We start from the raw sequence: 13,631 nt of genomic DNA on the forward strand, positions 1-13,631 counted from the left end.
CGAATCGTGGGAGCCTTAAACGGCGCCCAGTCTTTGGCACTCTCGTGCCCGTGGAGGAGCCGTCCACAGCATCAAAAGCGGACCTTGCTTGCGCGCCAGATGAGGCCGCCGCTGAGACAGCATCAAGCTCGTTGATTGCGAGTTCCGGGACGGTAGGTAGTGGGCTGGATTACTGCCGCGTAAGGGTGCGTAGCTCGGCTGCTAGCTCAGCTCTCAGTTCGTCCTCAAGCTCCCGGACGTGCTTCGCGGTTGGCCCCTCCGGAAACTCTTTCATGAGCTCGCGACAGCGCGCCAGCTTCCGTTTGATCGCTAAGATATCCTGATGATCTTCCATCTTCGGAAAATCCTCCACCCCAGCTAGTTCTTGTAAAGCAATATACCCTGTTCGCGAGCTTGCCGACGCACCGAGCTAACGCGGCGCCCCAACACCTTGGCCGCCTTGGCTGCGGTGGCCCGTTGTCTGGCAAGCAGGATTAGTCGGGCTAATTCGTGCTGCGTCCAAGCGGGCTTAGCTCTCGGCGAATCCTCGATGCTGTCCATGTCGCAAGGTGGCGCCTCATGGTTAACAAAGTGAAACTGGGCACTCCGTACTTCAAAGCCGGTCGCCAACGCCGAGCGGAATTTCGTTACCAGCGGTGGTGGCGCCAGCCGTAGTGATGGCCTCGGCCTCTGCTCCAACCGTAGTGATGACCACGCCCGCCGCGATGACCCCACCCGTGGCCACCGCCATGTCCATGGCCGCCCTTGACCTCAATAGGGGCAGTCTGAGACGCGCCCAGTGCGTCCGGCTTGGCAGCGGGCATTGCCGAAGCAGACGGCGCCGGAGTTAAGGCAACGGCGCCCGCCACAAAGCCGACCAAGCAAATCCACTTCATGTAAGCGCCTCCCGGTAAGAACGAGACCACAGGCCAGCCGGACACATTAGCCACCGCGTTTGCTCCAGCTCGTCAACAATGAAGCCGGGAAAAAGTTGCAATGAGGCTGACGATAATTGAGGGTAGGATGCCTAACCCCGATTTGAGAGCAGTCGGGGTCTGCTTCGGGTCAACAGCGGCGGCAGATGCCAAGTCAGACCGTAGTCCGGTTTGCCCCTGACACCGGACATGACGCGCGTTCAAGCGACCTTCGGCTACAGGCCAATAGCAGATGATCGTCGGCTGGAGAGGGCTGGCCGTCATTCCGGGCACCCGCGCTGACGCTTAACCTATCGGAGCAACGTCTCCAGCACTTTTCGAGCAGCGGCAAGATCGACGATTTCGTGCTTGGTGTCGAATGCGTCGATGATGGCGCGCAGGCGCGTCTCACCCTCCTGGGCCCGCCCTAGACTTGCGAGAACTGACGCTAGTTGTGTTGTGGCGCGGAGCTCGAATAGCCGCGCTTCCTGCCGCTGGGAAATCGCAATCCCTTTTTCGAATAGGCGCACCGCGTCGGTGAGATCGTTTCCGCCAGCGGCGATTTGGCCACGTATGCGGATGCATTCAGCCAAGGCGCGCGTTCCGTCCGTATTGATAGCGAGGGCATCGGCCTCATCCAGCAAGTGCGATGTTTCATCGAGACGGCCCGCTTGCACTAGAAGATCACAAAGCTGGCAAATTAGCTCTTGGGTATGAATTACCCCGCCCTGACCACGCCAAATCACCATTCCCTCGCGGACATCGTCGATGCCGGCGTCCAGTTCACCCAATCGGGATCGCGCTATTCCCCGCCATAAAAGACCATTGCCTTGCCGGGCCGGGTAACCATGCCACTCGCTGATCTCAATTATTTTCGTAGCGTCCTGCCGCAGCACATCGTTTTGGCCGAGCAGCGCGCATAAATTGCACTTCACGCTAAGGGCCCAGGCGATGTCGTAGGGCTGCTGAATCTGATCAATCTTTTGAACAAAGCGCTCTGTCGTTTCGACAGCCTCATCAATGAAACCCATCGCAAGCAGTGATCGGACAAGTATGTCCTGGGTCGGCATGAGTTGATCCGCGCCGCCCAGCAAAATACGACCGCCGGCGTCGGTCCGATCAATCAGATCTCGGGCCGTACGCAGGGCCTTGATCGCGAAGCGCCATTCTCCCCGATTGAAATGAGCAGTCCCCTTGCTTAACCAAAGGCCGCTCACATAGGCGGGAGATAGCAGATCGGTATGATTCTCCAGTTGTTCATCGGCGAGCGTCAGGTAATCGCGATTGCGTCCGGTGGCATAAAAAAACCCACCGGACGAAAGCGCCACTTCACACTGTAATTCGACCAATGCAGTGTCCGCCGCGGCAAGACGTGCATCTTCAAGCGCCTGACCAAGGCGCTCGGAACGATATCCTTCCGCCTGCATCAAGGCGTTGGCCATCGCCAGATGGAGACGTGTCATCCGTTCGGCGCCGCCGGGCACACTGACTAGCCTCTTGCTGCAGTCAATCGCGTTGCCAAAGTGCGATACGGCCTCTCGGCTGGCCGCCCTGGTCATGGCGGCCGCTCCCGCCTCTTGCCACTGTTCGAGCGCGCCACGCCAATCGCCGGCTCCCTGAAGATGGTGCGCCAGGAGCTCCGGGTTACGTTCGACTGCATCGGAGCGAAGCTCGACCAGGGCAACCGCGATCTGGCGGTGCAATTGAGCCCGTTGGTTACGAAGAAGGGTGCCGATGGCCGCGTCCTGGATCAGCGCGTGTTTGAATTGGTAGCTTTCGTGGGGATCTCTTCGCGGATAGATAAGCTCAGCCTCGATCAGCTCGTGCACCGCCCGTTCGACCGTGGCAGCATCTCGCTCGCTCGCCGCGATCAGAAGATCGGCATCGAACACGCGGCCCAAAAGCGCCGCCACCTGAATGATTTGCCGGATTGGCGCCAGACGATCCAAACGGGTATGAAGCGCGGCCTGCAAAGTCGCAGGGATCTCGATGGCTGCGCTGGAGCCGACGTTTTTGCTACTTTCGGCGACCGACTTGGTTAGCTCTTCGATGAATAGCGGCACACCGTCGGTCTTGGCGACCAATTGCGCCAGGATAGCTGCCGGCAGATCGGGCGCGACGCCACGAACCATCAATTCGGTCTCGCGGCGGCTCAGCCTAGCGAGCGGCAAGGTCACGATCTGCGACGAGTTCGACCATGGCGCCCGAAAGTCCGGTCGGGCGGTCAGCAGCACGAAGAGCCGTTGCGACGCCATGTCAGAGAGCAGCTGACCGACAAATTCGGTTGTCGAGGGATCGATCCAATGGGCATCCTCGACAATCACAAGCACCGGGCTTCGCCGCTGCATGGCAGAAATAATCCGCGACAAGGCAGCGAAGACAGCTCGGCGAACCTGTTCAGGATCCGCTCGGCCCACATCCCACTCCGGATCCGCAGAAAGACCCAGCAGCATGGCGAGCGGTTCGACCACGTCGGCGCTGTCCAAATCGAGATCGCCGAGAAAGTGTCGAAGGCGCTCCCGCCGCCCAATGTCGTTCTCTTCGCCGGCAAAGCCCAACGCCCGCTGCAAGTGTTGGATCACCGGCCAAAGCGTGCTGGTCTGATGTTGTGGAGAACTATAAAGGACAATGTCGCCGTGCGGCGTTTCGCGCAGCTGCATGCGAAGCGTCTGCAGTAAGCGGGATTTGCCGATGCCAGCCTCTCCCTGCAGCAGCACGGCTCGGCCTTCGCCTTCCATCGCGTTCTCCCACTCCCTGGTGAGAAAGCCGAGGTCGGTCCCGCGGCCGACGAGGGGGGTCAAGGAATGTCCACTTCTGGCCTCAAAGCGGTTGGGCGCTGCGCTGGGGCGCAACACCCGATAGATCGCAATCGGTGCGCTGACGCCCTTGAGCCCTTGCGGGCCAAGCGGCTCAACCTCGAAGAAGCCCTCCACCAGGCGATGCGTCGCTTCGCTCATGACCAGGTTACCCGGTGGTGCAAAGGCTTGTAATCGTGCGGCAATATTTGGCGCTTCACCAACGATGCCGTCGTACAGGCGCTTCGCGCCAACGCCCATTTCGCCGACCACAACCGGGCCAGTGTGGACACCGCAGCGGGCTTCGAGATGATCCGGTCCAAGCTCTGTTAATCCAGTCATGATGTCGAGGCCCGCTTGGACCGCACGCTGAGCGGAATCCTCATGGGCCCTCGGATAGCCGAAATAGGCGGTCACGCCATCGCCGATGAAAAGGCCGATTTGCCCTTCGTGGCGCTGAACCACTTCTGCGCACACCTTCTGAAAAGACAGCAGCAGGTTTCGCAGATCTTCAGCATCCAACGTCTCAGCGAGGGTGGTCGAGCCGACGACGTCGCAAAAAAGCACGGTCAGTTGCCGTCGTTCCGCTTCAGTTGCTCGCTCCGTTCTCGGGACGATCGGTGGCGACCCCATTGACTCCATCGCTGCGGCGGAGAGCTTGGGCAGTCCCTCAATCGCCCGGAGCAGGCGCTTGCGGGCACCAACGGGCAGACCGGCCGCCGTGAGGTCTGCATCTGTTAGTTGGGACAGGATGTCGAGCTCGATGTCCTGAGCCAGTAGCGCGTCCGCGTAGCGGCCCAGTCCTCGCGCCTCAAGCCACTCGCGAAGTTCTGCCATACTGGCCCTCGCGGAGTTTGACGTATATCTTCTTGGTATATGCGTCAGGATACACGCAAGTGCTGCTGCAGTCAGCAGTTATCAGCCAGCGTCTGTCTCGAGAGCATGGAGACATTTGGTCGATGCGTGTTGGATCTCGACGCGGTGTTGATTATGGGGCAGCTGCGCTGACCAAGCCCCCCCGGGGTCTCCGCCGGCTTACTCTCAACTCCGGACACCGAGTGTCCCCGCCACGATGGCCAAACAAGTGCGGGTATTGTTTTGGTCAGACCCAGCCTACTTGGCCGCAGCCTCTGCGGTTTCGCCCGGTGGCACAATCCGGAACATGAAGGTCGAAACCTTTTCCCCGGGTTTGAACGGACCGGGAACTTGGTTGCTGACCGGGTTCAAACTTCGGAGGAAAGCCGTGATCGCTATGGCGTCATCCGATGTGAGGTTCGCAAAAGCGTGCCAGGGCATGATCGCCGCCAGGATGCGGCCGTCCGGCCGTTCGCCGGTCTGCATCGCCTTCACGATCTGCTCTGGGGTCCAACTACCGATGCCGGTCTCTTTGTCGGGAGTAATGTTGCGGCCTACAAAGACACCTTGGCCCGGAATCTCGAAGCCCACATCCGAGCCGCCGAGAAAGCGTGACATGTCGGGATTCCCGAAGAAGTATCCCGGCGTGTGGCAGTCGTTGCAGCCGCCGAGCGTGACGAGATATTTGCCGCGCGTGATCTGTGAACCGTCAGCCATGGCCGCGAACGCTGGGAGCGCGATAACTGACGCGGTCAAGAACGCAAGACGAACTGACATCCGCAACATGGTCTGCTCTCCCTGGCTTTGCTTGGGTTTCTCCCTCGCCCTCTGCGCATAGAAGCAAAAGCATTATCACATAATCAGGATGCCTTCACTACGCTCGCGGTCAATTGGAGCCCGCACAGCCGAAGCGCACCGCCTTCTCTCTACCCTTCACGGACGCTTGCGCGGACCAACCGCAACAACCGGTTTGGGTCACGCGCAGACATTCTCAGCCCGGGATGCCTGCTCTCCCGCACGGATCGGACGTGACGGCCCAACACCAAGAAAACCTGGGCGCCACCGGGATCGCAAGCGCTGTTGCAGCGCACAGTCCGCCTCGCTCAATAAGCACGGCCGAAGATATCCTCTTTACCCCGCAGCCGCAGCGGACATTAATGGCTCCTTGACCCAGTGCGGCGGGTTGGGTCGATAGGATTACTCGCAGGTGTGATTGGTGGGCGTGCCCGGCCATCGCCTATGTGCTGCGACTCTGGCTCGGCATCTTCGGCAGTCCGTCCCAGTGGCCGTGGACGTACATATTCCTCGCGATGCTGACGTGTTTGTCATTGGGGGCGCCGGCCGTAGTCTCGGCTTTGCTGCTTCGCTGTGCGGCAAAGTTCGTTCCTGCATATTGCGGGCTAGTGATTTTCTCGGGAGTTTCTGACGCAGTAGTTGAGGCGCAAGGCGCACGGATGGAGTTGCCCGTCACGGTCAAACTCATTGACATCACGGTGGGCCTGAATCTTGAGTCCACAAAACCCGGACGACCGCGCCCAAACCGGCCGAGAAAGCTTCGCAGGCCTGTGATGGCACTGGCCCGTGCAGCGACGCTGCTTGTGGCGTTTTCCGCAACTCGCGCGCCCGCCGCCGACATCGGTTATCTGGCTCCCCCCGGGGTCGCGGCAAAGGAGTTTCCCTCGCCTCAGCGTCCTGTTGCGCGGATCGTCAGCCCACGCCGCTCTGCCGAAGAGCTCCGCGACGTCCTGAATGAAGCCGGCCAAATCGCCCGTCTTCTTGAACTGAAGCCGGGCATGACGGTCGGCGACATTGGTGCAGGCAGTGGCTACCACACGGTCAGACTCTCGTACCTCGTCGGGCCCGCCGGCTCTGTCGTTGCCCAAGACGTCAGGCGGGATTACCTCATGGAGCTTGCCAGGCGAACAGAACTTCTGAAGTTGACGAACGTGCAATTCGCGCTCGGCGAACCACACGACCCACGTCTGCCCGCTTCCTCGCTGGATGCCGCGATCCTTGTGCACATGTATCACGAGATCGCCCAACCCTATGCCTTCCTCTACAATCTCACGCCCGCCTTGAAGCAGGGTGCGCGGGTCGGAATTGTCGACCTTGAGCTTCCGACGTCGAAGCACGGCACGCCAATTGAGCTCTTGCGCTGCGAATTGACCGCCGTCGGCTACCGCGCGGTCGCCACATATGAGCTCGCCGGGGGCGGCGGATACCTCGCGGTGTTCTCCCCGCCGGAGGTAGCCCATCGAACATCTCCCCGGGATATCGTCGCTTGTGCGGACCATACCGGCGCGCGTTAACACGTGATGGACGCCGGCAGAAGGTTGGTCCACTCGGACGCCAGCCACCAGTAGCCTGGATGGGCATGTTCATCCTTGACCCGTCCTTTCGGCCGGTAGTGCTCCACATCAACCGGTGCCTGGGAGGCATAGAGCGATTCGCAATAGGCACATTTGCCGTGGAACAGCTCTTCTAGACGCTTCTTCACACCTTCTGCTTTGTAGGCCTGGAATGGAAATGCCTTCCGCTTCGTGCTCGGAGGAAGTATTTCTGCCATGTGAGCCCGCACTCGCTCAAGCTCCGTGCCCTTTCCACTTCGTGCGGCGAGAGCGGCAGGCGGCGGCTTAAATGAAGTAGACCCTGGCGTAGATGAGAAGGACCTGAAGTCGCTTCTGCGGCGCGCACCGCGGGTGCCGCCCGACCTCAAGGCCACTATCACTCTGCCCGACGACGTCTGGGTGCAGATTGAGAACATGGCGAGACGACGCGAAGCTCTTACCTACGGACGTGCGGATCCTGTGATCACCGGCACCGACCTTCAGGAAGCTGAAGACCTTGTCAAATTGGTGCTGATGAAGCTCCACCATATTCATCTGGATGCGTAGCGCATCTCGCCGCCTCTGTCGTGGCGAGCATCCAGCATCGGACCGCTGTCACGCTCGGCGTGCATGCGACCGCCCGCGCCGGCGTGAAAGGGTAGATGCTCGGATACAACTTCCGCCTCGAAGCCCCTGATCAAGTACGGAGGGAAAGCAGTTGAGCGTAAACAGCATGCGCGCGCAGGAGCAGACATTTGCAAATGAGATGTTATGGAAGAAGTTGGCCAATGGCCCAACATGGCCAGCGGCCCCATACTTTTTGTCGGGTTCAACAGCTCACATCCCGTGGTAGCATCCCCCTATGCTCACGAGATCACGATTCCGACTGAGTAGAATGATTGCGAGACCGCCCTCTCAAGCTCCACTCTTATTTGCCTTTACGACTTTCTGGAGCCATTCGAGTTTGCGGCTGAGTACGCTTATTCCAGAGATAGTACTGACCAACATCGATTCGCCACATGGAAGAGGTCACGGTGAGGCAAGCAGACCAAGATGATCCAAACAAGTCCGTGATGGAGTATCTCCATTACTATTGCGATCCAGACAGCAAATTTGACTACGCGGTTATGCTGAAGGGGAAATGGGGTTCCGGAAAAACTCACCTACTCAATGAATTTTTAAAACAGCGAGAAGAAAAGGACCTCGCGAAGAACCTGTACGTCAGCCTCTACGGCCTTACTTCGTTTCGTCAGATCGAGCAGGAGCTGTACCGGCAGCTTCATCCCGTATTATCGTCGAGGGGAATGAAAATTGCTGCTGTGGTCGGTAAGGGCCTACTCAAAGCTACTACAAAAATCGATTGGAATGGCGACGGCAAGGACGACGTAACGATCAACTCAAGCGTTCCTGAACTCGACTTGATGGATTACTTCAAAACGCCCAACGAATGCCTTCTCATATTTGACGACCTCGAACGGTGCTCCATGAGGGTGTCGGACGTGTTGGGCTACATCAACTCCTTCGTCGAACATGAAGGGTTCAAGTCCATCATAATAGCGAATGAGGATGAAATACTGAGGCGTGACGCGGCCAACACCCGAGAGAATCTGGAAGATCGAAATCGGCCAAGCGAAGAGTTACAAAGATACTCGCAGATCAAGGAAAAGCTGATCGGGCAAACTTTGAAGGTTCGATCGAGTGTTAGGGTAGCACTTCCGCATTTTCTGACGCTCATTCGTAGCAAGAAGACCGAGGCTTACCTCAAGGAGCACCTTGAGGATATTTACACGATCCACTCGCAATCTGAGACTGAAAACCTGCGCTTGCTGAAACAAGCGCTGTGGGATTTTGAGCGGTTTTCGTCGCAGCTCACTGACGTGCATTGGGCGAGCCTCTTCCTTTCTTACTTCTGTGTTCTTCGTGGTGCTCGCCATTTTCACAGAATTGGACCCTCTCAGGCGATGCGCTGACGGTGCGCGTGAAATCCAAGCTCGCCATTCTGGTGAGATAATTTCCACCAGATTGGTGAGGCTTTTGCGGCCTCGGATCGGGCGCTCGATGATCTTCAGATGGAGCAGCCGCCGGCCCTCATGCAAAGTGGTTTGAACGGTGGTCCGACCGACGCCGGCAAGAGCTGCAATCTTGCCGATCGGTAAATCGCACACGCCATGTAGCTTGACCTCGCCTCCGATGATGCAGAGGACGGACCGCTGTCCCTCCGTGTAGTATTGCCGAAGCGTGTCAGGCAGAGCGCTAGACCCACCGAGTCGGCGCCGCCTATCTCGGGAAGCCTGGCGATTGGCTGACCGCGGCTGTTGTCGCGGAATTAAGCGAGAGGCCTTTATTTGCTTTGCGGGAGCCGCTGGCGGCGCCCCCGGGTTCGTGGCTATCAAGCCCTGCTCATATGCCTGAACGATGGGCTCATTCCATGGACGAGCTTTTAGCCGCTCAATGCTCACGGCAAAATCAGGCGCGCGTGGGATATAGGAGGTCATTGCGCGCTGCCGCCTACCGTGGCCCGCGCGCCAGCGGGGCTGGTGGTCGGCTTGTCCGACCACTTTGCAAGCTCCCCCGTCGTGGCGACGTCCAAGAAATTGTGTCGCGTTGAGGGTTACAACGTCGCGAGGGCCGATGCCGCGGAGTTTCCGAGGATAGCGGAGACGAGAAGTTGTCTGATAAGGGGAGGTGATCTTGCTCCGCCGTCTGCAATGAATGTCTAGCTGTTGTGGGCATCAGCCGCTCTCCTCGAGGACACGGCTTACAACTTGAGCTAGGTCGATGATTCGAGCTTGCTGCCTACCTCCTACTTTTTCTTCGAGGTTGACGTTTTGACGCGCCCCAGGGCGGGCGTAAATACGGGTTCAAGCATTTGCTTTTGCTTGTCAAAATAGCGTTGCCGCTCGCGAAGTTTGGCGCACTCTGGGCCATCGCTTGCGAGGCCCCTAATTTTCATCTCGATAGCCCAATATCCCTTATCGGCTCTCTGATATTGATGGAGTGGCGTTATAAGAGAGCGGATCTTGTGGGACAGAGCCGCGCGATCCTCGTCATGCTCACCTGTCGCGTATTCATAAACCCTATGAGTGAACGTATGGAACGGCGCTCCTTCAGTCGAGCTTGCGCTCCGCGGATGATACGAATCAAAAAGACCAAAGGCTTCTCGAACGAACCTTGTTTTGGCGGTTCCTAAGAAGTGTTCATCATGATTTTGTCGTCCACCGCGATCGGCGGGCAGGGACAGCAGCACGCTATCGATTTTACTCACAATTTGCGCAGCGTTCCCAGCAAAGCCTCCGCAACCGAGTTCTCCGACCGGCGGAAGCAATTCGGAGGCAAGCTGCGGTCCCGATGGACTGTGAAGGTGAAGCCGTGACCAGTCGTCGAGTGAAGCGAGTTCATCATAGATATCAAGTAATTTACCACGAAGTCGCTTGTAGTTGGTCTTGATCTCTTTGCTTCTTGGCGCGACACGCGCACGATACAGCAATAAGTTCAAACGCTCGGCCAGATTTTCGACCCACGTCCTGGCTAACGCCTCTGGATCAAATGACAGCAGTTCACTTGGATCCAAACCCGGCCGCTTTTCGGGACGGAATCTAAACGGCGCGAGGAGCGCGACAGCTTCCTCAAGTGCTCGCAGCGGCCCTTGCGCTCGTGATTCATGCGCGGGAATTTCAAATGTGCACGAGCTTCTCAATTGCCTCTCTCTCCCGATGAACCCTGCGGACATCCTGAGTGCATTCAGGATATTTCATGCGCAAACTCGAAGCGCGAACCGGTGCTTCAACTATTGGACGTTACTATGGGAGCGCTTACCGCGAATAAAAATGATAGGCACCTTCTTCCAGGTGCTTCAGATGTGAAGAAGGAATTGTCCCACTACGCTCTCAGCAAGCTAGGCATCAAGGACATCCATAAGAATTACGACAACGGCAGAACGCTATCGGTTTGGAATGTCATTCCTAAGAGGCGCGGCCCAATAGACTAGGTCGCTGAAAAGCAACCGGTTCGGAAGCCCCCGACTGTTCGCCTATTGGGCGACAGAATCATAGCGGATCTGCCTCAGTTTTCAATGACAGCTAAGTCGTTGATAAGACTCACGTCGGCTGTTGAGAACCCTCCCAAGAAGAATTTTGGACCGGTTCTTCGTCGTCATTCTCGCGCTACGACCGTGTCGTAGAGTCCATAGTGAGTGAGACCCTCGTGGCTCTCAATTCCTGTGTAGCGCAGAGAAGCGTCCTCGTAGCGGCGGAAGGCGAAGACAGCCTGATTCATCTGCTCGGTGTTAAACACTTTGAGACGCACGAGAAGGTGAAAGTCCTTCACAGTGAGGCCCGTGACGGTCAGGAACAAATCTGGCTCGAGTTTCGTAATTACGTCTTGGAGCGTGTTCTCGCGGAAGTCGGTCAGATACATGAAGGCGGGGATACGGGTTGCGAACTTAATTAGCTTTTCCTGAATGAGCTTTCGTTTCGACTTGTATTCCTTTTCTTCCTCGGTGAGTTGCTTTTTCTCCTTGGCCGTAAGGTCTTTCGACTTTGCCTTGTTCTTCAGTTCTTTGACCTTGTCGCTCTTGTTTATGATGGTCTCGATGATGTTTTCGCCGAGCGACCGCCAGCCCTCAATACGTTCGACAGCTGCCATAGCCTCGGGGTTGTCGAGGATACGTCGCAGCGTATCGTTGTCGACATTCACCAGCACTGCGCTCTCCCACTTACGCGCCAGCAGTGTGGCCGAGGTGCCCGCCATTGCTATATCCAGAATGCCGCCTGCGTCGATCTGCGTCATGTTCGCGCCATCGTAGGCCAGCACGGGAAGAAAGGAGACGAGTTCCTTAACGGCGTTCTCCGGGTTCTGCTCGTTTGGAGAGAGCCCGATTCCGTATTCGGAGAGTTGCCGTAACGCCCGGGTGGGCGCAAAGTCGAATACGAAGCAGGCGGGTTTGAGGACTTCTTCTTCGTTGGGATCGTCGCCATTTGGGTTTTTGATCGACCATGGCGACTGGACGCGAAAGGCCGCTTGAAAGTAGGTCTCAGGGCTCTTCAAATTTCGCAACATGAGGATCGATGACCACTGCGGTACGGTCACGCCGGTCGTAAGCTTGCCGCACGATAAAGTAATGGACTTGGTTACGAATCCGCTTCCGATGGCTTTGCGAACGGGGGGCAACGCGTCCAGCCCAATCCCTGCCGAAGCTCCGGCCGCGACGATAATCTCGAACTGATGCCAGAACGTGTTGTGCTTCTCAGCGAGTAAACTCGCCATTGCGCGGCAGGCTGCTACGTCGGGCAGAAACCAGAAAGAGTGCTGCAGGTAGGGCAGAAGGCGCACGTCTGAATAGGGAAACGGAGGTCGCGTCCCGACCTTGAGGCTTTCGACAGCCTTCGGCGCGTACTGGCCGCGAATGATGTCTACCCACCGAGTTCTTTAAGCCGAAGAAGACCCAGCCATTCCATTTGGTGCCCGTGATCTGGCGGGCCACCGAGGACAGGGACTTGTAGGGGCGGCCGAGATACTCGAAATCCTCGTAACGAACGGTGACGCAGTGCTCCACACCTTCCCATTCGCGGATCAGCTTCGTCCCGGCGACAGGCCGTAAAACCGGTCGAGCCTTGCGGTCCGCCGGCTTCTGGTCGGCATACTGCTTGGCCAAGGCCTTGAGCCGCTCGGTGGTTTCGCGGGAAAGGCCGCCATAGGCTAATTCTTGGATTCGGAAGGCCAGTCGGCTCTCCAGGAAGCGTCGGTTGTAAGCGGGCGGCTCGGTATCGAAAAGCTCGCGCCAGCGGGCCTTTAGAGCGGGGGCGGGGGCGCCCTTAAGGGCCGCCAGCTGGGCCAAAACAGTGTCTTTCACGGGGTAACTTCCTGGGCTCTTAGAGCCACATCACCCCCACCTGGCCCGGCACAGTCGAGCAGAGTTTTTGCCTCACAGCCGCTTTTTTGACTGGACTTTCGATCGGTAAGACGCTGTTGGGCGGCGGCCAGAATGGCGGCTAGCCTGGGTGCCAGGGCTGCGGCTTGCAGACCGCTCAAATGCGCCAATGAGATTCTCAGAAATCGTGATCTGGTGAGTTCCACAACCTATCCGAGTCGTGGAACTTACAATAGGCCTCGGCGTGTAGCCCAACGACTTCACCTCGCTCCCCCCTCAATTCGTCGATTCGATATTCTAGAAAAAATTGAGAAGGCGGACGCGGGATTCTACACTCGGATTCCCCTGGCCGGACCGGGTCGTGCCGAAACGACGTGCGGCGGCCTCACACGTGCCTCACTTCGGCCGCCTCGGGCTTCGTGACGACAGGCAATCCTTTTGGATTAGAAGCAAGCAGCTCAGCTGGCTCGGCGCAGTAGGTTGGTTCAGCAAGAGAGGTCCAAACCGCCCCACAGCCAAGCCGTTGATGTTCCGAAGAAATGCCGTACTAGACCAAATTTGCGGGTTCAAAGATTCGGAGAAAATTCGGTTCTCCGGCTTATCCCGGCCCGCGTTTGGATGAAGAATGGGAGTTCTCCGCATGAAGAAAAGTGGAAAAACGGCCGAGTTTCCGGCCTGTCTCCCGTTTCTCGTACGAAACTAATTTTGTGAGGTGGCGGAGAGAGTGGGATTCGAACCCACGGTACGGTTTCCCGCACACACGCTTTCCAAGCGTGCGCCTTAAGCCACTCGGCCATCTCTCCGGAGCGCCCTCTCTTGAAGGGGCGCCGGTGATTTTGCAAGAGATCGCGGGGAAATCGGGTGATTTTTCCGTAAACTATTGTATTTTAAT

At 57.9% G+C, this 13,631-nt stretch carries 10 protein-coding genes and 1 tRNA gene; 3 read left to right on the top strand and 8 right to left on the bottom strand.

What is annotated here, in order from left to right; genetic code table 11:
• Window positions 1-592: 592 nt before the first annotated feature.
• The 3 genes from QSV46_RS33655 to QSV46_RS33665 all read right to left on the bottom strand — a co-directional run bounded on the left by QSV46_RS33655 (window position 593) and on the right by QSV46_RS33665 (window position 5,320).
• The gene (locus QSV46_RS33655; RefSeq protein ID WP_314961788.1) at window positions 593-736 is read right to left on the bottom strand and encodes a hypothetical protein; all 144 of its coding nucleotides are present in this window, start codon (window positions 734-736) and stop codon (window positions 593-595) included.
• A gap of 468 nt (window positions 737-1,204) precedes the next feature.
• Window positions 1,205-4,525: an ATP-binding protein gene (locus tag QSV46_RS33660; protein WP_314961792.1), complete on the bottom strand. Its 3,321-nt coding sequence runs from the start codon at window positions 4,523-4,525 to the stop codon at window positions 1,205-1,207.
• Window positions 4,526-4,801: 276 nt separating this feature from the next.
• A complete protein-coding gene (locus QSV46_RS33665) occupies window positions 4,802-5,320 on the bottom strand; it encodes a cytochrome c (protein WP_409997244.1) in 519 nt (172 codons plus the stop codon).
• Window positions 5,321-6,111: 791 nt separating this feature from the next.
• On the opposite strand from QSV46_RS33665, the gene QSV46_RS33670 reads away from it, so the two are divergent.
• On the top strand, window positions 6,112-6,852 hold the full coding sequence (locus QSV46_RS33670; protein WP_314961795.1) for a methyltransferase domain-containing protein: 741 nt from the start codon (window positions 6,112-6,114) through the stop codon (window positions 6,850-6,852).
• On the opposite strand, the gene QSV46_RS33675 is transcribed toward QSV46_RS33670, so the two are convergent.
• The gene (locus QSV46_RS33675) at window positions 6,849-7,109 is read right to left on the bottom strand and encodes a hypothetical protein (protein ID WP_314961798.1); all 261 of its coding nucleotides are present in this window, start codon (window positions 7,107-7,109) and stop codon (window positions 6,849-6,851) included. The genes QSV46_RS33670 and QSV46_RS33675 overlap by 4 nt on opposite strands.
• A gap of 25 nt (window positions 7,110-7,134) precedes the next feature.
• On the opposite strand from QSV46_RS33675, the gene QSV46_RS33680 reads away from it, so the two are divergent.
• Window positions 7,135-7,437: a hypothetical protein gene (locus QSV46_RS33680; RefSeq protein ID WP_314961800.1), complete on the top strand. Its 303-nt coding sequence runs from the start codon at window positions 7,135-7,137 to the stop codon at window positions 7,435-7,437.
• A 452-nt stretch (window positions 7,438-7,889) separates the two neighbouring features.
• On the top strand, window positions 7,890-8,840 hold the full coding sequence (locus tag QSV46_RS33685) for a P-loop NTPase fold protein (RefSeq protein ID WP_314961803.1): 951 nt from the start codon (window positions 7,890-7,892) through the stop codon (window positions 8,838-8,840).
• Between the two features lie 833 nt (window positions 8,841-9,673).
• Here QSV46_RS33685 and QSV46_RS33690 read toward each other — a convergent pair.
• The 4 genes from QSV46_RS33690 to QSV46_RS33705 form a co-directional block, all read right to left on the bottom strand.
• Window positions 9,674-10,600: a hypothetical protein gene (locus tag QSV46_RS33690; RefSeq protein ID WP_314961805.1), complete on the bottom strand. Its 927-nt coding sequence runs from the start codon at window positions 10,598-10,600 to the stop codon at window positions 9,674-9,676.
• A gap of 422 nt (window positions 10,601-11,022) precedes the next feature.
• Window positions 11,023-12,135, bottom strand: coding sequence for a hypothetical protein (locus QSV46_RS33695; protein WP_314961808.1), 1,113 nt, complete (start codon window positions 12,133-12,135; stop codon window positions 11,023-11,025).
• On the bottom strand, window positions 12,116-12,721 hold the full coding sequence (locus QSV46_RS33700) for a DUF2924 domain-containing protein (protein WP_314961811.1): 606 nt from the start codon (window positions 12,719-12,721) through the stop codon (window positions 12,116-12,118). Before QSV46_RS33700 ends, QSV46_RS33695 begins: the two co-directional genes overlap by 20 nt.
• A 731-nt stretch (window positions 12,722-13,452) precedes the next feature.
• Window positions 13,453-13,542, bottom strand: a tRNA-Ser gene (locus QSV46_RS33705).
• Between the last annotated feature and the right edge of the window lie 89 nt (window positions 13,543-13,631).

This window comes from Bradyrhizobium cosmicum, from assembly GCF_032290525.1.
Classification (GTDB): Bacteria; Pseudomonadota; Alphaproteobacteria; order Rhizobiales; family Xanthobacteraceae; genus Bradyrhizobium; species Bradyrhizobium cosmicum_A.